19 protein-coding genes are annotated in these 19,999 nt (G+C 52.5%); 14 read left to right on the top strand and 5 right to left on the bottom strand.

Annotation, left to right across the window (positions count from 1 at the left end; genetic code table 11):
- Window positions 1-77 precede the first annotated feature (77 nt).
- Both BM040_RS04035 and BM040_RS04040 read right to left on the bottom strand, forming a co-directional pair.
- Window positions 78-818 carry a (Fe-S)-binding protein gene (locus BM040_RS04035; RefSeq protein ID WP_092099189.1) on the bottom strand — a complete coding sequence of 247 codons (741 nt, stop codon included), beginning with the start codon at window positions 816-818 and terminating at the stop codon, window positions 78-80.
- Between the two features lies 1 nt (window position 819).
- Complete coding sequence (locus BM040_RS04040; protein ID WP_092099190.1) at window positions 820-1,665, bottom strand: hydroxymethylglutaryl-CoA lyase; 846 nt, start codon at window positions 1,663-1,665, stop codon at window positions 820-822.
- A 334-nt stretch (window positions 1,666-1,999) separates the two neighbouring features.
- Here BM040_RS04040 and BM040_RS04045 point away from each other — a divergent pair, with 334 nt between their 5' ends.
- The 3 genes from BM040_RS04045 to BM040_RS04055 all read left to right on the top strand — a co-directional run bounded on the left by BM040_RS04045 (window position 2,000) and on the right by BM040_RS04055 (window position 5,026).
- On the top strand, window positions 2,000-3,427 hold the full coding sequence (locus BM040_RS04045) for an aldehyde dehydrogenase (RefSeq protein WP_092099191.1): 1,428 nt from the start codon (window positions 2,000-2,002) through the stop codon (window positions 3,425-3,427).
- A gap of 96 nt (window positions 3,428-3,523) precedes the next feature.
- Entirely contained in the window at window positions 3,524-3,895 is a 372-nt protein-coding gene (locus tag BM040_RS04050; protein WP_092099192.1) for a hypothetical protein, read from the top strand.
- Between the two features lie 81 nt (window positions 3,896-3,976).
- Complete coding sequence (locus BM040_RS04055) at window positions 3,977-5,026, top strand: CNNM domain-containing protein (protein ID WP_092099193.1); 1,050 nt, start codon at window positions 3,977-3,979, stop codon at window positions 5,024-5,026.
- A gap of 225 nt (window positions 5,027-5,251) precedes the next feature.
- On the opposite strand, the gene BM040_RS04060 is transcribed toward BM040_RS04055, so the two are convergent.
- Window positions 5,252-5,689 carry a nucleoside deaminase gene (locus BM040_RS04060; RefSeq protein WP_092099194.1) on the bottom strand — a complete coding sequence of 146 codons (438 nt, stop codon included), beginning with the start codon at window positions 5,687-5,689 and terminating at the stop codon, window positions 5,252-5,254.
- A gap of 148 nt (window positions 5,690-5,837) precedes the next feature.
- On the opposite strand from BM040_RS04060, the gene BM040_RS04065 reads away from it, so the two are divergent.
- From BM040_RS04065 to BM040_RS04105, 9 genes are all read left to right on the top strand, one after another.
- Window positions 5,838-7,316 (top strand): SDR family oxidoreductase, encoded by a 1,479-nt coding sequence (locus tag BM040_RS04065; protein WP_092099195.1) that lies wholly within the window; start codon window positions 5,838-5,840, stop codon window positions 7,314-7,316.
- Between the two features lie 175 nt (window positions 7,317-7,491).
- Window positions 7,492-8,439: a phosphoribosylaminoimidazolesuccinocarboxamide synthase gene (locus BM040_RS04070; RefSeq protein WP_092099196.1), complete on the top strand. Its 948-nt coding sequence runs from the start codon at window positions 7,492-7,494 to the stop codon at window positions 8,437-8,439.
- Window positions 8,440-8,493: 54 nt separating this feature from the next.
- Window positions 8,494-8,871: an STAS domain-containing protein gene (locus tag BM040_RS04075; protein WP_046313463.1), complete on the top strand. Its 378-nt coding sequence runs from the start codon at window positions 8,494-8,496 to the stop codon at window positions 8,869-8,871.
- Window positions 8,872-8,885: 14 nt separating this feature from the next.
- Complete coding sequence (locus BM040_RS04080) at window positions 8,886-9,809, top strand: ribonuclease Z (RefSeq protein WP_092099197.1); 924 nt, start codon at window positions 8,886-8,888, stop codon at window positions 9,807-9,809.
- A gap of 269 nt (window positions 9,810-10,078) precedes the next feature.
- Window positions 10,079-10,858 carry a queuosine precursor transporter gene (locus BM040_RS04085; protein WP_092099198.1) on the top strand — a complete coding sequence of 260 codons (780 nt, stop codon included), beginning with the start codon at window positions 10,079-10,081 and terminating at the stop codon, window positions 10,856-10,858.
- Window positions 10,859-11,105: 247 nt separating this feature from the next.
- Window positions 11,106-12,017 carry an EamA family transporter gene (locus BM040_RS04090; protein WP_092099199.1) on the top strand — a complete coding sequence of 304 codons (912 nt, stop codon included), beginning with the start codon at window positions 11,106-11,108 and terminating at the stop codon, window positions 12,015-12,017.
- A 306-nt stretch (window positions 12,018-12,323) separates the two neighbouring features.
- Window positions 12,324-12,884 (top strand): copper resistance protein NlpE N-terminal domain-containing protein, encoded by a 561-nt coding sequence (locus BM040_RS04095; RefSeq protein WP_092099200.1) that lies wholly within the window; start codon window positions 12,324-12,326, stop codon window positions 12,882-12,884.
- Between the two features lie 86 nt (window positions 12,885-12,970).
- Complete coding sequence (trpS, locus tag BM040_RS04100) at window positions 12,971-13,945, top strand: tryptophan--tRNA ligase (protein WP_092099201.1); 975 nt, start codon at window positions 12,971-12,973, stop codon at window positions 13,943-13,945.
- Window positions 13,946-14,123: 178 nt separating this feature from the next.
- Window positions 14,124-15,287 (top strand): acyltransferase family protein, encoded by a 1,164-nt coding sequence (locus BM040_RS04105; protein WP_092099202.1) that lies wholly within the window; start codon window positions 14,124-14,126, stop codon window positions 15,285-15,287.
- A 320-nt stretch (window positions 15,288-15,607) separates the two neighbouring features.
- Here BM040_RS04105 and BM040_RS04110 read toward each other — a convergent pair whose 3' ends face one another.
- Complete coding sequence (locus BM040_RS04110) at window positions 15,608-15,988, bottom strand: methylglyoxal synthase (RefSeq protein ID WP_092099203.1); 381 nt, start codon at window positions 15,986-15,988, stop codon at window positions 15,608-15,610.
- A 363-nt stretch (window positions 15,989-16,351) separates the two neighbouring features.
- Between BM040_RS04110 and BM040_RS04115 the strand changes: the two genes are divergently transcribed.
- Window positions 16,352-16,564 carry a cold-shock protein gene (locus BM040_RS04115; protein ID WP_092099466.1) on the top strand — a complete coding sequence of 71 codons (213 nt, stop codon included), beginning with the start codon at window positions 16,352-16,354 and terminating at the stop codon, window positions 16,562-16,564.
- 1,050 nt (window positions 16,565-17,614) lie between these two features.
- Here BM040_RS04115 and BM040_RS04120 read toward each other — a convergent pair.
- A complete protein-coding gene (locus BM040_RS04120) occupies window positions 17,615-18,517 on the bottom strand; it encodes a helix-turn-helix domain-containing protein (RefSeq protein ID WP_092099204.1) in 903 nt (300 codons plus the stop codon).
- 154 nt (window positions 18,518-18,671) lie between these two features.
- Between BM040_RS04120 and BM040_RS04125 the strand changes: the two genes are divergently transcribed.
- Window positions 18,672-19,991, top strand: a complete 1,320-nt coding sequence (locus tag BM040_RS04125; protein WP_092099205.1) for a TolC family protein — start codon at window positions 18,672-18,674, stop codon at window positions 19,989-19,991.
- The last annotated feature ends 8 nt before the right edge of the window (window positions 19,992-19,999 follow it).

A 19,999-nucleotide genomic window follows, 5' to 3' on the forward strand; every position in this document is an offset into this window, starting at 1 on the left:
CAGCAAGTATAAGAAGAGGGGCCTGCGCAAGTATAGTTTGCGCAGGCCCCTCTTCTTATACTTTGGCAGAATTATACTTACCAGCCGCTGGCCAGCACGTCGGCGATGTGCATGGTTTTGATGGGCTTGTTCTGCTTTTTGATATAGGCCTCCAGGTGCATCAGGCAACTGCTGTCGGTGGAGACGATGTAATCGGCGCCGGTGGCCAGGGCATTGTCTACCTTTTGCTCGGCCATGGCAGAGGAAATCGCCTCAAACTTCACGGCGAAGGTGCCCCCGAAGCCACAGCAGGTCTCATTATCCTCCATCTCCACAAGTTCCAGCCCTTTTACGTTGCTCAGGAGTTCGCGCGGGCCCGCTTTGATGCCGCACTCGCGCAGGGCGCTGCAGGAGTCGTGGTAAGTATAGCGGCCTGGCAGCGAAGCCCCTTCGATGCGCGTAATACCCAGCACGTCGGTCAGGAACTCGGTCAGCTCGTACACTTTCTTTTGCATGGCCCTATACTGCACCAACTTCGACGACTTCACAAAAATATCCTGGTAAGCATTGCGCACCATGCCCACGCACGACGCCGAGGGCGCCACGATGAAATGGGACGTATCGCTTGTGAAATCCTCCAGGAACTTATCAGCTACTTCGCGGGCCTCGTTAAAAAAGCCGGCATTGTAGGCTGGTTGTCCGCAGCAGGTCTGGTTGGGGTTGTAGCGCACATCGCAGCCTACCTTTTCCAAAACCTTCACCATGTTCATGGCCGTGTCGGGGAAGAGCTGGTCCACGAAGCACGGAACAAATATATCAACTATGTGTCTTCTTAGCATACTATAGAAACACCGCCCCTGATTCGGCCATGGCAGCCTGCAGAGCAGCTTTGTTGAGGTGCAAATCTACGCCAATATTTTCGAAGTAGCTTATCATATTTTCAGTCGGCATATTGCCCACCAGTTCATCCTTGGCCATGGGGCAGCCGCCGTAGCCGCGCAGGGCCCCGTCGAAGCGGCGGCAACCGGAATGATAGGCCGCCTCCACTTTTTCCTGCCAGGTAGCAGGCGTGGTGTGCAGGTGCGCCCCAAACTCGATATGCCCGAATGCCGGTATCAGGTGGCTGAACAGGTAGGTGATGTTCTCCGGCGTGGCCACGCCAATCGTATCGGACAGAGAAACAATTTTAACCTGCAGTTTGTCGAGCTCCTGTACAAAGTTTAGCACCGTTTCCACATCCCAAGGGTCATCATAAGGGTTGCCAAACCCCATAGAGATGTAGGTAACCAGTGTTTTGCCGTGCTTGTGGCAAATATCCTGGATCTCGGCCAGTTGCTGCATGGCCTCGGCTATACTTTTGTTGGTGTTGCGCTGCTGAAATGTCTCGGATACTGACAGCGGAAAACCCAGGTAGTCTATCTGCTTATACTTTGCTGCTTCCTCCGCGCCGCGCGTATTGGCGATAATGGCCAGCAATCTGGAGGTTGTATTGTCCAGCTCCAGCCTATCCAGCACCTCGGCTGTGTCTGCCATCTGCGGGATGGCCTTGGGCGACACGAAGCTCCCGAAGTCAATGGTGTCGAAGCCGACTTTGAGCAGTTGGTTGATGTAGTTTGCCTTTACCTCCGTGGGTATAAAATCCTTGATGCCTTGCATGGCATCGCGGGGGCACTCGATTAGTTTCATGGTCCAGCGTTTAACTTTAAAGTCTCGTAAGGCTGCCTCACCCAAAGATACATTTATCCTTTTAGCTAAAAAAGTACAATCTTATACTTTGACAGCACGCTACTTTTACTTATATTTTTATTCTAAAATCACATTGTTGCAACTTGAGCGTCAGAAGCTAGCCGTTATTTAGGTTCATAACAGGGCGCATTTCCGGAACAGGCTCTACACAGTGCATCAGATTATATACTTATACTTTGCCATACCGACGAAGTGAAGTTACCAGATTTATACTTCGATAGGCAGGATCCGGGAAAAACAGCTCCGGCTCCAACCGACGACATACATAAAGCATATGCCACGCACCAATACTATACGCACCGCCGCACCGCCAGCAGATACCGACCTGCAGCAAGTACGGTCACTGCTTCAAAAGCAGCGCGCGTTTTTCGCCAGCGGCCATACCTTAAACCTGGAGTTCCGGTTGGAGCGCCTGCGGGAGTTGCAGCAGGCCATTCTACAGCACGAGCAGGAGCTTCTGGATGCCATGTATGCCGACTTTCGCAAGCCTCAGGTAGAGGCATATGCTACGGAGATAGGGTTCATAGAGCTGGAGCTGAAACTGGTGCTGAAAAATCTTAGCAGCTGGGTCAAGCCGCAGCGGGTTAAAGAGTCGCTCCTGAATTTTCCCTCCCGCAGCTACATCCACTCCGACCCGTACGGCATTACCCTGATCATCGCGCCCTGGAACTACCCGTTTCAGCTGCTGCTGGCACCGCTCATCGGGGCCATGGCCGCCGGCAACTGCGCCATCGTGAAACCTTCTGAGCTCACCCCCAACACCTCCGCCGTGGTGGCCCGCATGCTGCGCGCGCATTTCAACGAAGCTTACGTGGCAGCCGTGGAGGGTGGTGTCAGCACGACGCAGCATCTGCTCCAGCAACGCTTTGACTATATCTTTTTTACGGGAAGCACCAAGGTAGGCAAGATTGTGATGCGGGCCGCTGCTGAGCACCTGACGCCGGTTACCCTGGAGTTGGGCGGCAAGAGCCCCGCCATTGTTACCGAGGACGCTGACCTGGGCCTTGCCGCCCGCCGCATTGCCTGGGGCAAGTTCATGAACGCCGGCCAGACCTGCATCGCCCCGGATTACCTGCTGGTACAGGAAAGTATAAAAGAAGACCTCATCCAGCATATCATCCAGTACATCGAGCAGTTTTACGGGCAGGACCCGCAGCAGAGCCCCGACTTTGCCCGCATCATCAACGAAACGCACTTTAACCGCCTGAGCAGCTACCTCACTAACGGCGTGCTACGCACCGGTGGCGTTACCGATGCGGCTACCCGCTACATCGCCCCCACCCTGCTGGACAAGGTGACCTGGCAGCACCCGGTGATGAAGGAGGAAATCTTCGGGCCCATACTTCCGGTGCTGACCTTCGGGCAGCTAGACGAAGCTATAGCTACAGTAAAGCAGCACGAGAAGCCGCTGGGCCTCTACCTGTTTACCTCAGACAATGAGAAGAAGGAACAAGTGCTGGCCCATACGTTCTTTGGGGGCGGCTGCGTTAACGACACGATCTCCCATGTGGCCAACCCTAACCTACCCTTCGGGGGCGTGGGAAACAGCGGCATGGGCAGCTACCACGGCAAGAGCAGTTTCGACCTGTTTTCGCAGCAGAAAAGCGTGTTGCACCGCGGCACCTGGCTCGACCTGCCCATGCGCTACCCGCCTTATGCCAACCGCCTGCAGCTGCTGCGCAAGGCCTTTAAATGGCTCTAAGGCACCAAGCATTTTTAACCCAGCGCCTACGAGCTTCGTTTCAGGTAAGGTATGGCCCACCGTTTGGCTAAGGCTGTACCCTAAAAGTATAAAGCTATGGAAAACCTGATTCAATATTTAGACGACGCACTGGTACCCCTGGAGAAAAAGGTAATCGAGTACCTGAACCTGGAGAAAGACATCCGGAAGCAGGAAGTAGACATGCTCACCAAAAAAGGCCCCGTGGAAGAAGCCGCCAAAAACACCGCCACCACCCTGCAAGAGGTACCCGATATTTCGGAAGACCAACTGCAGGAAATGAGGCAGCGCCTGGAAACGCTCAGGGCTGAAATAGTAGCAATGCTGCCCGAGAAAGACAAGTTTATTGAGGTGAACCTGGGCTATGGCCCCAGCATGGTGGGGTACTTTACCACCGACCACGAAACGCACCAGCCGCTACCCGAGCCGATTTTGCGGGTGGTGCATTAACTTTTTACAAAATTATTGCTCCCGAAAGCTTAATAAGATACTTTCGCGCAACATTGCTTTTGTCAACCTTCGCATCACCACATGGGATTACTTCTCTTATACCTGGCCATTTCGCTGTTTTTCTCCTTTCTCTGCTCCCTGCTGGAGGCCTCACTGCTCAGCGTAACGCCCTCGCATGTAGCCATCGTCAGCAAGGAGAACCCGTCCCTCGGCAAAGACCTGAAGCACTTTAAAGACAACATTGACAGGCCGCTGGCAGCCATACTTACCCTGAATACCTTTGCGCATACTATCGGGGCAGCAGGCGTGGGTGCGGAGGCGCAGCGGCTTTGGGGGGAGGAGTACCTGACGGTTGTATCCGTCGTGTTAACCATCATCATCCTGATCCTGACCGAGATCATCCCAAAAACGCTGGGAGCCAACTACTGGAAACAGTTGATTCCTTTCACAGTGCGTACCCTTAAAATCATGATTTACTCCCCGCTTTACCCGATCATTGTTCTATCGCAGGTGATAACCAAGCGCCTGAAAACAGACAAGGATCGCAGTGTGCTCAGCCGTGCAGACTTTACGGCTATGGCAGAATTGGGCATCAAGGAGGGAATATTCCGGCAGAGCGAGTCGCAGGTGATTCAGAACATCCTGCGCTTCAACAACATCCTGGTACGGCATATCATGACTCCCCGCACCGTTATCGTAAGCGCCCAGGAAGACATGACGATGACAGACTTTTTCCGCGACTTCCCGGACCTGCGCTTTTCCCGCATCCCCGTTTATACTTCCACCCTGGACGATATCCAGGGATACATCCTTAAAAATGAGGTGTTGCACAAGATCATCGACAACCAGGGCAACCAGCCGCTTAAATCGGTGCTGCGCAGGATACTGGTAGTGCCCGAGCACATGGCCATCCCTACGCTGTTCAGTAAGCTGCAGGAGCAGCAGGAGCATATTGCGCTGGTGGTAGACGAGTACGGAGGCACAGCTGGCCTGGTAAGTATGGAGGACATCATCGAGACCCTGCTGGGCATGGAGATTATAGACGAGCTGGACCAGGTGGCCGACCTGCAGGAGTGGGCCCGGGAAAACTGGGAAAAACGGGCACGCCGTCTGGGCCACAACCCGGGATAGCAGGCGCTAACGTATACTTGGCGCTGCGGAGGCTGATGCACCAGTCTCCGCAGCGTTCAGCTTCCAGACAAAAGGATAAAATAAAACCTGAGTTCCTATTTGTACTTCTGTAGAAGTGTAAACCCACCCCTACCCCTCCTCGGAGGGGAATTCCTGTAACTGTAATCTCTTTGGGTGGGTAAATTGCAGCTCAAGTTCTATTGTTTCCTCTGCCCCGGGCGCTACTTACACACCAATATCCTCATTCCAAACATCCGGCTTTTCGGCGATGAACCGTTGCATGAGCGCTGCGCAGTCCGCATCATCCACCACCTCTACCGTCACGCCCCTGGAGCGGAGCAGTTCCTCCTCGCCTTTAAAGGTGCGGTTCTCACCAATAACCACCTTGGGTATGCCGTATAGCAGGATAGTGCCCGAGCACATGCAGCAGGGCGACAAGGTAGTATAGAGCACACACTCGCGGTACACGGAGGCCGGCAACCGACCGGCGTTTTCCAGTGCGTCCATCTCGCCGTGCAACACCACGCTGCCCTGCTGCACCCGCTTATTATGCCCCCGGCCAATGATTTTGCCTTGGTGCACCAACACCGACCCAATGGGAATGCCCCCTTCTTCATAACCCTTTCTGGCCTCCTCTAGAGCTGCCTGTAAATACTGATCCATGGTTTATACTTTAGGGGAAGCAGAATTGCCTTCCCGGTTAATTTATACTTTTAATGAGGCAAAAGAAAGCACTGTCGCGGCCTAACTTAAATAATCTCTGTCTGTTGAGAAAGTATAAGTACGTACTTTTGCCTTTTCAAGTCATACGATGAAAATACTGCTGACGGGAGCCAATGGATACATCGGGAAGCGCCTGCTGCCCCTGCTGGTAGAGCAGCAGCATGAGGTGGTGTGCCTGGTGCGCGACCCGCGCCGCTTCGAGTTACCTGCCACGTTAAAGGCCCGGGTGAAGGTGATACAGGGCGATTTGCTGCAGCCCCACACGTTACAGCACCTTCCCACCGATATGGACGCAGCTTATTACCTGGTGCACTCCATGGGTTCGGGCGCCGGCGACTTTTCGGTGGCAGAAAGTATGGCCGCACAGCACTTCGTGGCTTACCTGAACACGACCAGCGCCACGCAACTCATTTACCTCAGCGGCCTCTCCCAGGACCAAAGCCTCTCCAGGCACATGGCCTCACGGCAAAAGGTAGAGGAGGTGCTTAGCTCGGCCCGGGCCAGCCTTACGGTCTTGCGGGCTGCTATCATCATCGGCTCGGGCAGCGCCTCCTTCGAAATCATCCGCGACCTGGTAGAAAAACTCCCCCTCATGGTTACCCCGAAGTGGCTTAACTCCCGCTGCCAGCCCATTGCCATCCGCGACGTGCTCTTTTACCTGACCCATACGTTGGGCAATGCGCGCTGTTACGGCAAAAAACTGGAGATTGGGGGCCCGGACGTACTAACGTATAAGCAGATGCTGCACGGGTTGGCTGAGACGCGCCATCTGAAACGCTATATTATCACCCTGCCTGTCCTAACCCCGCGCCTCTCCTCCTACTGGCTATACTTTATCACCAGTACCAATTATACGTTGGCACAGCGCCTGGTGGATAGCCTCCGGAATGATGCCGTGGTAAAGGACCAAAGTATAAACAAGCTGCTCCCGCACCGCTGCCTGCCCTACCAGGAGGCCGTTCGGCTGGCTTACGCTAAAATTGAGCAGAACGAGGTGGTCTCGAGTTGGAAGGATGCCCTGGTGAGCGGCACCATGCCGCTCAACTACATGGATTTTGTGCAGATACCCCAGCACGGCGTGCTCACCGATCGGCAGTACCTCAAATTTGACCGCAACCAGGACGAGGTGCTGGCCAACATCTGGAGCATTGGTGGGGAGCGTGGCTGGTACAAAACCGACTTCCTGTGGCAAATACGCGGCCTGCTAGACAAAATTGTGGGTGGCGTGGGCCTTAGGCGCGGGCGGCGCAGCCCCACGGAAGTACAAGCCGGCGACACCATCGACTTTTGGCGGGTGCTGCTGGCCGATAAGGCAAACCGTCGCCTGCTGCTTTACGCCGAAATGAAACTGCCGGGCGAGGCATGGCTGCAGTTCCGGATAGTGGAGGAGAAAGACGGCCATTACCTGGAGCAGTTGGCTGTTTTCCGGCCTGAAGGACTGCCGGGTCGCCTGTACTGGTACGCCATGCTTCCCTTCCACTTCATTATCTTTGGTGGCATGGCGCGAAATATTGTAGAGCATACTTCAGCCCCACCAAAAGCTGCCGTGCATAGAGATTCAGGCTAATATGCAAACTATAGCATCTATAGTATAAAACAAAAAGATATGCCCTTAGTATACTTCAATATCTTTTGGTAACTATATTTTTGGTGGTAACCATTGTTGTTTTTACTGTTTCCATATTTATTTCCTGCCCTGTAAAATATATTTAACTTTGCTTGCCTATAACGACACTGATTTAATGGAAGCCATTAAAGAAACCAATTTCACCTTTGCCGGCCAGACCGGCTTTTATAGGGGCAAAGTACGCGACGTTTATTTCTTCGAAGACAGGCTCGCCCTTATTGCCACCGACCGCATCTCCGCCTTTGATGTGGTGTTGCCCCGCGCCATACCCTACAAGGGGCAGGTGCTTAACCAAATTGCCAGCCTGAACCTTAAGGCCACAGCGGATGTTGTGCCCAACTGGGTGCTCAGTACGCCTGACCCCAACGTGACAATAGGCTACCACTGCGAGCCGTTCAAGGTGGAAATGGTGATTCGGGGTTACCTGGCTGGCCATGCCTGGCGCGAGTATAAAGCAGGCAAGCGCACGCTCTGCGGTGTAGCACTGCCCGAGGGGCTGAAGGAAAACGACAAGCTGCCCGAGCCGATCATCACCCCCACCACCAAAGCCAGCGAAGGCCATGACGAGGATATCTCGCGGGAGGAGATTCTGGCAAAAGGTATCGTGTCGGAACAAGATTACCTGACACTGGAGCGTTATACCCGAACCCTGTTTGACCGTGGCACCGAGCTGGCAAAGCAGCGTGGATTGATTCTGGTGGATACCAAGTATGAGTTTGGCAAGTACAACGGCCAGGTTTACCTCATCGACGAAATCCATACCCCGGACTCCTCGCGCTACTTCTACAGCGAAGGCTATGCCGAGCGCCAGCAGAAAGGCGAGCCGCAGCGCCAGCTCTCGAAAGAGTTTGTGCGCCAGTGGCTTATCGAGAATGGCTTTCAGGGAAAAGATGGCCAGCAGGTGCCCGAAATGACCGACGCCGTAGTGGAAGGCATATCGGAGCGCTATATAGAGCTATACGAGGTGTTTACAGGGGAAAAGTTCCGGAAGGAAACCTATAACTCGGTGTTGGAACGCATTGAGAAGCATATTAATGACAACATTTTTACTACCAAAAATTAAGTTTGTTAAGTTATATTTTGGTACATTCGCATTTAAATCCTTTACTGGTTGACCATGAAGTACACGATAGATAAGAAAGAAAACTACACGATTATCACGATTGATGAGAAGAAGTTGGATACTTCAATCGCGCCGGACCTGAAGTCTGAATTCGTGAAACTTAATGCTGAAGGGATAAACAACCTGATTCTAGACCTTAACGAGGTTAAATATACAGACTCTTCCGGGCTTAGCTCTATCCTGATTGCTAACCGCTTGTGCAACTCCTCCAACGGCCTCCTGATCCTGACCGGACTGCAGGACCATGTGATGAAGCTGATCTCTATCTCTAAGCTGGAGTCGGTGCTGAACATTTTGCCAACCGTGGAAGAGGCCATTGACCGCGTGTTTCTGCACGAAATTGAGCAGGACCTGACTAACAAGGAAGACTAAGTAGAAACGCCGTTGTGGAATTCGAACTCAGGATTCTGGGAAGTTCGTCGGCCACACCCTCGACAAACAGACACCATACCGCCCAGGTTTTAACCATTGGCAATCAGCACCACCTGATTGACTGCGGCGAAGGAACACAAATGCAGCTGATGCTTTACCGGGTAAAGCATCAGCGCATTTGTAACATCTATATCAGCCATCTCCACGGCGATCATTACTTCGGTCTGGCAGGGCTCATCTCCACCATGCACCTGCAGGGCCGCCAAACGCCACTGCACCTTTTTGGACCTCCCGGCCTCTCCGAAATTCTCAGCCTGCAGTTTAAGTATTCCGGCACCAACCTTAACTTTAAGCTTGTTTTCCATGAGCTGGATACTACCGTTTACAAAAAGATTTTTGAGGATAAAGGTGTAACGGTGCATACCATCCCGATGGAGCACCGCGTCCCGTGCTGCGGTTTCCTGTTCCGTGAGAAGCCAAAGCCACGCCCGCTCATCAAAGAGAAACTGCCGGACTTTCTGCGCCCGCCGCAACTGGTGCGCCTGAAATGGGGCGAGGACATCAAAGACGAGGCCGGAAATATACTGGTGCGCAATGCTGACGTGACGCTGGCGCCAAAGCGCAGCCGCAGCTACGCCTACTGCTCCGACAGCCGCTACAAGCCCGCCCTACTCCCCTACCTGCAGCACGTAGACCTGCTCTACCACGAGGCCACTTTTACTGACGATTTGCGTGAGCGGGCCGCCTATACTTTCCACAGCACCGCCCGGCAGGCTGGCGAACTGGCTGCGGCGGCCCAAGTGCGCCAGCTTATCATTGGCCACTTTTCGGTGCGTTACAAAGACCTGAACCCGCTGCTGGAAGAGGCCCGGGAGGTGTTCCCAGATACGGAATTAGCAACAGAGGGCACTATATTTAGTGTGATGGAGCGGGACTAGGATTCGTAGGATTAATGAATTTTAGGATGCTTGCCTGAGTATGGTTGTTGTAATCCTGATCGTGACTCATAAAGTTTAGGCTCCTAGCTTATGCAAGCAGGACACGAACTGTCCGCGTGAGGCTACAACTCAGGAGTTTATACTTTAGCAGCGGGAAGAGTTGCCCCCCTTCTGCCGCTTCCAGTTTGAATGAGCCATACTTTTAGTTATACTTATACTTTCGCCAGCTGTAAGTGCAAAGCAGAATATCCTGTAAATCCTTAAATTCCATGAGTCCTAGTCACAAGCGCAACAACCTATTCCTGGTACTGAGCGGTATCTTCGTCGCAAACGCCTTGCTGGCAGAGCTGATTGGGGTGAAGATTTTCTCAGGCGAGGCCCTGCTGGGGCTGCCGGGAGCGCAGATTCCCATAGGCGGCGAAAGGCTGGACTTCAACCTGACAACAGGCGTCATCATCTGGCCCATTGTGTTTGTCACCACCGACATCATCAACGAATACTTCGGCAAGGAGGGCGTCAAGAAGGTAAGTGTGCTCACGGTTATACTTATACTGTATGCATTTCTGGTGATATCTGTTGTCACGGGACTGCCGCCCGCGCAGTTCTGGCTGGAGGTGAACAGCACCGATGACATGGGCAGGCCCTTCGACATTAACTATGCCTACAACAGCGTGTACCGCCAGGGACTGGGCATTATACTTGGTTCCGTGGCCGCCTTCCTGATATCGCAGTTCCTGGATGCCTCCGTGTTTCACTGGCTCCGCCGCTTTACGGGCAGCCGCAAAATCTGGCTCCGCGCCACCGGCTCCACCCTCGTCTCCCAGATCATCGACTCGCTGGTGGTGCTGTTTGTTGCCTTTTTCGTGTTTGGCAACTGGAGCATGAAGCAGGTGCTGTCGGTGGCGGCCATTAACTACATGTACAAGTTTGGCGTGGCCATTCTGCTTACCCCACTGCTCTACCTGGCCCACTACCTGATAGACGGTTACCTGGGGCACCGGCAGGCGGAAGCGCAAATAGAGGAGGCTGCGCTGGAAAGCCGGGACTAAGCTGTAAGATTAGCAACAGGACGGCTGACATGCCAAATCAGCCCCATAATTTTTGAATCCCGCAAAACTTAACCTATCTTTGCAGTCTTGCAAAATAGAAAATGCCTGCACATTTAGCACTTACTCAGATTTTCATCACAGGCTACGAGCTGCACGACTTGTAGTAGCTCACCCATCTTCTATTGGGGCTATAATGCCCTTCCTTTTTATTTTTGGTTGATTGATTTTTTACACGGGAGGGACAATTATGTTCAGAGGAATCGCCCTGGTATTTCTGGGCGCATGCAGTTTCGGCATACTTTCTACTTTTGTTAAGCTGGCCTACCAAGAGGGCTTCAGCCTGGGTGAGGTAACGGGCACACAGGTATTTTTTGGGTTGATTATTCTTTGGACCATCGTGTTGTTGCGGAAGCTGCGCGGCAGCCAAAGCAGCAACACGCCGTTCAGGGAAAAGCTTAAGCTGGTTGCCATGGGCACCAGCACCGGGCTGGTCAGTATTTTCTACTACAAATGCGTGCAGCTGGTGCCGGCCTCCATTGCCATCCTGCTCCTGATGCAGTTTACCTGGATGAGCCTGCTGCTGGAGTCTGTTATTAAACGTAAACTGCCCAGTCCGGTGCAAATGGGCATGGTGGTGCTTGTGCTCATAGGCACAGCGTTGGCCGGCCGGCTTTTCAGCAGCAGTATTCCCAACTTCGACCTGGCAGGCATTGTCTACGGCCTGATTGCCGCCCTTTGCTATACTTGCTTTTTGATGATAAACAGCTCAGTGGGCAACTCGCTGCACCCTGCTACGAAAAGCGCGCTCCTGCTCACCGGAGCCAATATATTGGTGCTAAGCATCTTCCCACCCGCCTTTCTGGTGAACGGGGCTTTGCTGGCAGGCTTGCTGAAGTGGGGGTTGGTGCTGGCGCTTTTCGGCACGGTCATTCCGCCCCTGTTCTTTGCCTACGGTATTCCTAAAACAGGGCTGGGACTGAGCGCCATTCTTAGCGCTACAGAGCTTCCTGTGGCGGTGCTGATGTCGAGTATGGTGTTGCAGGAGGAAGTTTGGCCTGTGCAGTGGGCGGGTGTTGGGCTTATACTCTTAGCCATTGTGTTGTCCAACATCAACTCCCTCAGGCAGAGGAGGCGGCAGCACAAATTTGCCAATGCTTAAAATCTTTTGTTGATGGTTAATTACAGGAAGGTCAGGCTTTGCCCCGTGCAGATGCCTGGCTTTTCTGTTTCCGGGGCTAGCGGATGCCAGGATATAATTAAGGGTTTTTTAAACAAACTTTGCAGCCACGCCTCCGTATCCCACTTCCTGGCAAAAGGCCTATCCCCCTCTTCCCGCTAGCTGCAAAGTATAATAATTCGTGCCCGGCAGCAGTTTATCACAAAGAGAGGGCACCATAACACAGGCGCCTTTTAAAATCTGGCATTTTTTGTGATTGTATCACCCCAACCAAACAAGTACAACCCTATGAGAAAGATAGCTGCATTTTTTATACTGTTTTTTCTTTCCCTCGGCCTGCAGCAGGCACAGGCGCAGTCGGGCAAGAGCTACCAGGACTGGCTGAAAGAAAGCCGCGCCAAAAGCAAAACGGCCGCTACCTCTAAAAAGGCACCTGCCAAAGGTAAAGGCAAGGCCGCTGCCGCCAAGGCAAGCGATGCGGCCCCCGCTCCTGCCCTGGCCCCGCCCAGCGGCACGTTCCGGGGCACGATTGGTTGCAGCGACTGCCAGGGCATCCGCACGGAGCTGGTGCTGACCGGCAGCCCCAAAGACGCTAAACGCACTTTTACCATGAAGCAGACCTTTGTGGGCAAGCCAGCTGACAAAAGCATCGTTACCGGCAGTGGCAAGTGGTTCCTGGCAAAGGGCAACAAGCAAGACCCGGACGCTGTAATCCTGCAGCTCATTCCAACGGATGGCGACCTGGACCTGATGTACTTCCTGCAGGTAAGCGACTCGGAGCTGAAGCTGCTGAACCGGCAGCAGGGCGAAATAAGCGACTCTCAGAACTACTCCATCCACAAACTTTAAAGTATAGGTATGGAAATGTGCTCCTCGGGATAGGCGTGTTTTGAGCATTTTGCGTTATTTTGCAGCTATAAACCATTATCCCTACTATGGCACGTTACCTAACCGGAATACAGGCGACTGGCAGGCCCCACCTGGGCAACCTGCTGGGTGCCATTATTCCTGCTATCAAGTTCTCTCAGGCCTCTGATGAGGCGGCTTTATACTTTATCGCAGACATGCACTCGCTCACGACCATCCGCGATGCAGAAACACTGCGCCACAACACCTATTCGGTAGCCGCTTCCTGGCTGGCCTTCGGCTTCGACACCGACAAGCATATTTTCTACCGCCAGTCGGATGTGCCGATGGTGACAGAACTGACCTGGTACCTGAACTGCTTCACGCCGTTCCCGATGCTGGCCAACGCGCACTCCTTCAAGGATAAATCCTCCCGCAGGGGCCTGGCTGACGTGAACGCCGGCTTGTTTACCTACCCGGTGCTGATGGCGGCCGACATCCTGATGTATGACGCCAACTTTGTGCCGGTGGGCAAAGACCAGATACAGCACCTGGAAATCACCCGCGACATTGCCAGCGCCTTTAACCACATCTACGGTGACACGTTTGTGCTGCCAGAGGCGAAGGTAGATGAGAGCGTGATGACTGTGCCCGGCATCAACGGCGAGAAAATGAGTAAGTCGTACGGCAACATCATCGACATTTTTGTGGCGGATAAACCGCTGCGCAAAACGATTATGAGCATCGTTACAGACAGCACCCCGCTGGAGGAGCCCAAGAACCCGGACGACGACACCACCTTTAAGCTGTACAGCCTGCTGGCCTCTCCGGAGGAGGTTGAGAAGATGCGCCAGAACTACGAGGCGGGCGGCTACGGCTACGGGCACGCCAAGCAGGCGCTCTACGAACTCATTGTGAGCAAGTATGCCAAAGAGCGCGAGATATTTAACTACTACATGAACAACCTGCCGGAGCTTGACAAGAAGCTGCAGCTTGGTGCCGAGAAAGCAAAAGACATTGCTGCCCCCGTACTGCAGCGCGTGCGCCAGAAACTGGGCTACTAAGTATAGACCGGCAGGTAAGAAGCATTACAAGTATACTTTACCAGAGAACGGCAGCCGGATAAACCGGCTGCCGTTTTTCTTTTCTTAACTTATATGCTTCAATAGATTTAACATATCCTGTAATATCTATATCTTGGGGAGTCACTATACTTAACCTAACCACCCAAGTATCAAGCATATGATAAACGCAGTTGCAGAAACAACCCCTCTGACCGAGAAAAAGTCGGAGCGCTACCTCTCGCTGGATGTGTTGCGGGGCCTCACCGTGGCGCTGATGATCATCGTGAACACGCCCGGCAGTTGGAGCACCATCTACGCACCGCTTCGGCATGCTACCTGGCACGGCTTCACCGTCACCGACCTGGTGTTCCCGGCCTTCCTCTTTGCCGTGGGCAACGCCATGAGCTTCAGCATGCGCAAGTTCTCGCTGCAGCCCGACAGCGTTTTCCTGAAAAAAGTGTTTAAGCGCGCCGCTATCATCTTTCTGATTGGCCTGGGCCTCCGGGCTTTCCCGTTTGTGGCACACGCCGAGGGGGGCGGTTTGGAGGTGATTGATTTTACGGCCATCCGCATCATGGGCGTGCTGCAGCGCATCGCACTGGCTTACCTGATTGGTTCGCTGGTGGTGCATTACCTCAAAACAAAGGGGGCCTTCATCTTCAGCGGCGTAGTGCTGCTGGGTTACTGGGCGGTGCTATACTTCTTCGGCGACCAACCGGACCCTTACTCGCTCGAAGGCAATGCCGCCCTGAAATTCGACCTGCTATTCTTCTCTCCGGTGGTACTCTACAAAGGCTATGGCATTCCGTTTGACCCGGAAGGACTACTGAGCACACTGCCTGCCGCTGTGAACGTGATTGCCGGCTACCTGGTGGGTATGGCCATCCAGAAGTTCGGTAACAACCTTAGCACCGTATTCAAACTTAACCTTATGGGCGCCGCACTGATTGTGATTGCCCTGGTGTGGGACCTGGTATTCCCTATCAACAAAGCCCTCTGGACGAGCTCCTATACCTTGCATACCATTGGCTTGGTGATGCTGGTCCTGGCCGCTATTATGCTGCTGATTGAGGTGCTGAAGGTGCGGAAATGGGCCTACTTCTTCGAGGTCTTCGGCAAGAACCCGCTCTTTATCTACGCCATGTCCATCCTCATCATCAAAACCCTGAGCTTTATTAAAATGGACGAGCAGACCCGCCTGAGCCGCTGGATTTACCAGAACTGGTTCCTGAGCTGGAGCGAAGGGGAATTCGCCTCCCTCATGTTTGCCTTGGCGTACATGCTCGTGCACTGGCTCATGGGTTACATCATGGACCGCAAACGCATCTACATCAGAGTATAAATTTATACTTACCCAGAGTATAAACTCCCGTCGGCTACAGTATAGCCGGCGGGAGTTTTTTGTTTGCCTATACTTTATACCTCAAGTTGCTATTTACTTCTGTAGTGATGGAGCAAACCCACCTCCACCCCTCCCAGGAGGGGAATTACTGCAAGCTGTTTAATAATTCCCTCTTGTGGACTAGCCAAAACGGGAGTTTTGAGCTAGCTAGCGCAGCTCTTAGGAGTGGGTTATTTGCAGAGGTTTTATACTTGCGCGGGCATAAAAAAAGCACTTACGCCTTAGCAGTAAGTGCAGGAACTGTAACCGAAAGTAGGAATCTATACTTCTTCTGCCCCTTCCATGATGATCAGGTCGGCGGAGGCACGGTTCAGCGCAATCGGGATGTTGTTGATTACGGCTGTGCGGATCAGGGTCTGGATATCGTGCTCGTGTCCGTGAGGCGTTTCTGCATCGATGAAGAAGATAACCTTGTGCACCTCGTGCTGCAGGATTTTAGCAGCCAGCAGGATGTCGCCGCCGCTTGGGCCGTGGCCGAAGGGTTTCACGTCCAGTTCGAGCATGTCGTTGAGCAGTTTGGAGGTGTTGCTGGTGCCGATCAGTTCGTGCTTTACGAGCTCCTCGCGGTGCACCTTGGCCCAGTTCAGCAGCTCTGTCTTTCTCTGGTTATGGGCGATTAACGCAATGGTAGTTTTTTTCATATGCAATTTGTTTGGTGGCCTCTGTTGTAGATGCCTTGCCTAAAGTTACTCTTATTTTTGAAAAAAGCGTACAATCCAGAGAGAGTAGCTTGGCAAGAAATGCGGCAGAAACCGTGCTTTTCTCGCAAAAAATGACTAAATTTGAAGTATTACAACATCCTGATCCCGCTCTGATCATACATTTCGCCTCCCTTTGGTTTTCCTTCCTGAGGCCTAATCAGAAATTTCCTATCAGGGTTTATACTTCTGCAGCACACCTTGGCAGCAATGCCCTCAGGTATAAAAGCTGCGCCTGTTTGTATGCCTTACGGCCTTCCGCTGCGTTGGCTGTGGCACATGTCCTACTTTAACTATATACCGCCTATGGCCAGATCACAGAACACCTTCCTGAAGAAACAACGCGAGAAACTGAAGCAAAAGAAGAAAGAAGAGAAGATGCAGCGCAAGCAGGAGCGCCATGAGAACTCTGCCGGCGGAAGCTTGGAAGCCATGATTGCTTACGTGGATGAGTTCGGCAACATTACCGACACTCCTCCGGAAGAACCCAAAAAAAGTGATGAAGACGATAAAGCGTAACAAAGGCCAAAGGCAGGTTAGAACCAGATTCTAACCTGCCTTTTTTGATTATGGTATACTATGAAAGTATAAACCTATACTTCAGCAACGGGCCAGGACTGTTTTTATAGGCAGGGAAACCCGGTTAACCGGATTACTCTACTTCTATACATTATACTTGCCGGCTATCACCCTGTACTTTCCCCTTTCTCTGGCGCAAGTCTTCAAACTTGTGTCCTACCATGGTGTCAAGTTTCCCCGAAATGCTTCGGGATAGGGCAACTTGGCTGGCTTGAAAAGCCATACTTTATAGGTTGGCTATACTTTTATACTTCCTGCTGCTCCGGAATCCCCTATTGCTGGCGCGGGTTTCGCTGAAATGCTTTGGGACAGGGCAACCCGTGCCTTCCTATCTTCTCGGATTTGCAATCCGAGTGGCTCGCAGAGCCATACTTATACTTGCAGTTATACTTTATACTTGAGTTTATACTTTCCTTGGCGCTATTATACCTGCTTTTTCGGATTTGCAATCCGGGAGTATGGAACGGCGGATTTGTAATCCGAACTGCAAAGGCAGTGGCTACTGGCAAGCAACGGATTACAAATCCTTAGAGTAGGTGGTTCCGGATTGCAAATCCGGAACAGCAGGGAGGCTGGGAAGCAGTTCGATAGCTGCTGCCTTTACTGTCATCTCGACCTTCGGGAGAGATCTGAAGAGTATTCCAGATAGCCCTCTCGCGCAGCTCGAGATGACAGGGAATGAAAGCAAGTATAATTCCCCTCCTCGGAGGGGCTGGGGTGGGTTTACACCTGTAGGGACAGGTCGCGACATGTCCGCATGGATACCTGCAGCTATAGAACTTATACTTCAGCATCAGTAACTAAAGGCTCCCCTCCTTAGACAAGGAGGGGCTAGGGGTGGTTGGACCCGGTATGGCAATAGTCCCCTGCCCTTCCTGCCATCTCAACCAGAGCAAGAAATCTATTTAGCCCCCTCCTCTCTCCAGAATGTCAGGCAGTAAACTAACCGCACACCAAAAATTTATACTCTAACTGGTATATCCCGTCTGGTTACCCAACAATTGCCTTCCGGAACTGCTTTGGCGACAGGCCACTCTTGCGCTTAAAAAACTTGCCGAACGAAGACTGGTCAGAGAAGTGAAGCATTTCGGAGATCTGCTGAATCGACAGCTGGGGTTGTTGCAGCAGCAAGCGGGCCTCCCCGTACAGCATCTGAAAAATGAAGTCGGCCACCGTCTGGCCCGTCAACCGCTTGACGACGAGCGTGAGGTAGTGCGGCGTGATATGCAGCTGGTTGGCATAAAAGTGTACATGGTGCTCCTTCTTGTAGTGGTCTGCCAGCAGCTCAATAAAAGATTGAATGATGATCTCATCCCGGGACAGAGTAGAGCTCTGCGTGATGGTTGGCTCATGCTCGATGATGTTGCTCAGGTCGAGGAAGAAAATCAGCAGCGAACTCAGAATAATCTCCTTGTAGTAGTTGTGCTCCACCTCCTCAATCATCTCCGCCGTAAAGCCCATCCGCCTTTGCATCAAACCAGCCTGCTTTCTGCCCAGCGGCAGAATGGGCCTGCTGTGCATCTTCACCCCATACTTCACCCGCTTGTAGATCATGTCCGTGGAGAACATCTCGTCCACAAACTCCTTGCTCACATAAATGCACTTGCACCGGAAGTCCTCGCTCACCTGTGTGAACATAAAAAAATGACCAAAAGACAACAGTAGCAGGTTGTTGCTCTCCAGGCTGTACTCCTTAAAGTTTACCTGCAGACGGGCGCTTCCACTTAAAACCAAAACAAACAACGATGACTTTAGATAGACAGAGGACTTAATAAAGGTGTTCATCCCATTTCTGTTCAGCTCAAAGCTGCTCACTTTCGGGCCTAATCCTCTGAAATGATGCATATTTTCAAATATCTCTACATCGGTGATGATATCTGCTATGGGTCTCATACTTTCTACCTGTACGTTTCATTGTGGGTACACCAGACAAATATATTCAATACAAACCAATTTTGTCAAATTTTGGAAGAGTGCTTCCAGGTCTAGAACCCCGAACTTTGCAGGAGTTTTTTATTTGAACCATAGTACCTTAAAGATTCAATTCATGCGAAGAGGGAAATATATATTCTTCCTGACACTCCTGTACTTAGGTATGGGGCCTTCGTTCGCTCAGGAGGCCCCGGTTTTAAAACTCACCTTGGAGGAGGTTTTTGAGAAAGCGGAAACAGGCAACCGCAGCCTGAAAATCTCAGACTACAACCAAAAGCTGGCTGAGGCAGCTGTAGTGGATGCCAAAAAGAAGGCGCTGCCCTCGTTGGATGTCTCCGTATCGGCCAGCTACTTGGGCGATGGCCGGCTCATTGATCGTGACTTTTCAAGTGGGATGAAGACCCCTATCCCCCACTTCGGAAACAATTTTGCCATTGAGGCAACCCAGGTGATTTACGCGGGGGGAGCGGTGGACGCTACTATCAGAAACGCAGATCTGAGCCAGCAGCTGGCCAAGCTGGAGAAGGACAACAACCGGCAGGGCGTCAGGTTCCTGCTGACGGGCTACTACCTGGAGCTGGCCAAGCTCAACAACCAGCGGCAGGTGCTGGCAAGCAACATCAAGCAAACCGAGAAACTACTGGATCAGATAAACGCTAAGTATAAAGAGGGACTGGCCCTGCGCAATAATGTGACCCGCTACGAGCTGCAACTCAAAACGCTGGAGTTGAACCTGGTGAAGCTGGAGAACAGCCTGGCAATCATCAACAGCGAATTGGTAACAGCCCTGAACCTGCCCAGAGGCACGCAAATAGCTGTGGATGACATCCAGTACATCGGGCAGGACGAGCAAAGCAACCCGACTTACTGGCAGCAGCTGGCGCTGGAGAACTCGCCGGTGCTCAAGCAGCTGGGGCTGCACGTGGAGCAGGCAAAGAACGGCGAAACCTTGGCCAAAGCCGATAAGCTGCCGCAGGTGGTTGCCTTCGCCGGTGATAAGCTGGACGGCCCGATTGTAATCGAGATTCCACCGATTGATAAAAACTTTAACTATTGGTATGCAGGCGTGGGGCTGAAGTATAACATTGCCTCGCTCTACAACAGCAAAAGCAAGGTAGACATGGCCGAGCTGAACACGCAGAAAGTGCTGGAGCAAAACGAGCAGGTAATAGACAACCTGCTGCAGGACATTCACGCCTCCCACATCCGTTACCAGGAGTCCTTTAAAGTATACGAAACGCACCTGAAGAACCAGGAACTGGCCCAGGAGAACTACACAGTTATCCGGAACAGGTACCTCGATGATTTGGTGCTGATCACCGAAATGCTGGATGCCGAAAACGCCCGGTTGGACGCTGAGCTGCAGGCCGCCAACGCACAGATCAATATCCTTTTCAATTACTACAATCTTAAAAAGCTAACGGGCACTTTATAAATAGCACA

The sequence above is a fragment of the Pontibacter chinhatensis genome, from assembly GCF_900113285.1.
In the GTDB taxonomy this organism is placed as follows: Bacteria; Bacteroidota; Bacteroidia; order Cytophagales; family Hymenobacteraceae; genus Pontibacter; species Pontibacter chinhatensis.